General features: G+C 73.2%; 1 protein-coding gene. It reads right to left on the bottom strand.

The window, feature by feature from the left end:
• Window positions 1-104: 104 nt before the first annotated feature.
• A partial coding sequence (locus tag CCN72_RS36065) for an MDR family NADP-dependent oxidoreductase (protein ID WP_107430284.1) occupies window positions 105-997 on the bottom strand: 893 nt, incomplete at its 5' end.

Below are 997 nucleotides of genomic sequence, written 5' to 3'. Positions count from 1 at the left end.
CCCGATGCCCGGCCCGGCCTCGACCCCGCCGATGCGCTGGTGCTCGACTGGCGCGACGGCGATGTGACGTAGCGGCACGGCGAGGCGAGGGCACACGGGCCCCGTCAATCCGCCTTCCGCACCAGGATCTTCCCCGTGTTCCCGCCCCGCAGCATCAGCAGGAACGCGTCCACGATCCGGTCGAAGCCGTCGATCACCGTCTCGTCCGCCGTCAGCACGCCGCTGCGCAGATGCGGTACGGCGAAGTCGTACAACTCCTCCTGCGCGTCCCGGTGGTCGGAGACCAGGAAACCCTCGATGCGCAGTCTGCGTTCCACCACGGCGGTGTGGTCGAGGACGACGGGCGGGGCGTCGGGGGTGTTGTACTGGCTGATCGTGCCGACCCGCGCCACCCGGCCACGGAGACGCAACGCACCGATCGCAGCACCGAGTTGCTCGCCGCCCACGTTGTCCACGAAGACGTCCACGCCGGTGGGCGCCGCCGCGGCCAGCAGCTCGGCGGCGGGCCCCTCGTGGTAGTCGAAGGCGGCGTCGTAACCCACGTGCTCCGTCAGATACTTGACCTTCTCGGGCGTGCCCGCGCTGCCGATCAGCCGGCCCGCGCCGAGGAGCCGGGCGAAGCGGCCCGCCGCGGTGCCGACACCGCCCGCCGCGCCGGAGACGAACACGTCCTCGCCCGCGCGCAGCCGCGCCACGCGGGTCAGGGCGACGTACGCCGTCAGGCCGGTGCCGCCCAGCACGCTGAGGTACGCGGTCAGCGGGACGCCGGGGTGGTGGGGCAGCCGTCGTACCTCCTCGGGGGTGACCACGGCGTGGGTGCGCCAGCCCTGGCGGTGGAAGACGATCTCGCCCTCGGGCAGGTCCGGGGTGCGCGAGGCGGTGATCCGGCCCAGGGCGCGGCCCTCCAGCGGGGCGTTCAGCGCGAAGTCGCCGTCCATCATCTCCCGGTGGTAGGGGTCCACCGACCACAGCAGGTTCTCCACCAGGGCGGTGCCCG

Origin of the sequence: Streptomyces murinus (genome assembly GCF_002154555.1) — a bacterium.
Taxonomy (GTDB): domain Bacteria; phylum Actinomycetota; class Actinomycetes; order Streptomycetales; family Streptomycetaceae; genus Streptomyces; species Streptomyces murinus.
The sequence above is the reverse complement of the archived record's forward strand: the minus strand, read 5'-3'. Positions and strand labels throughout refer to the sequence as shown.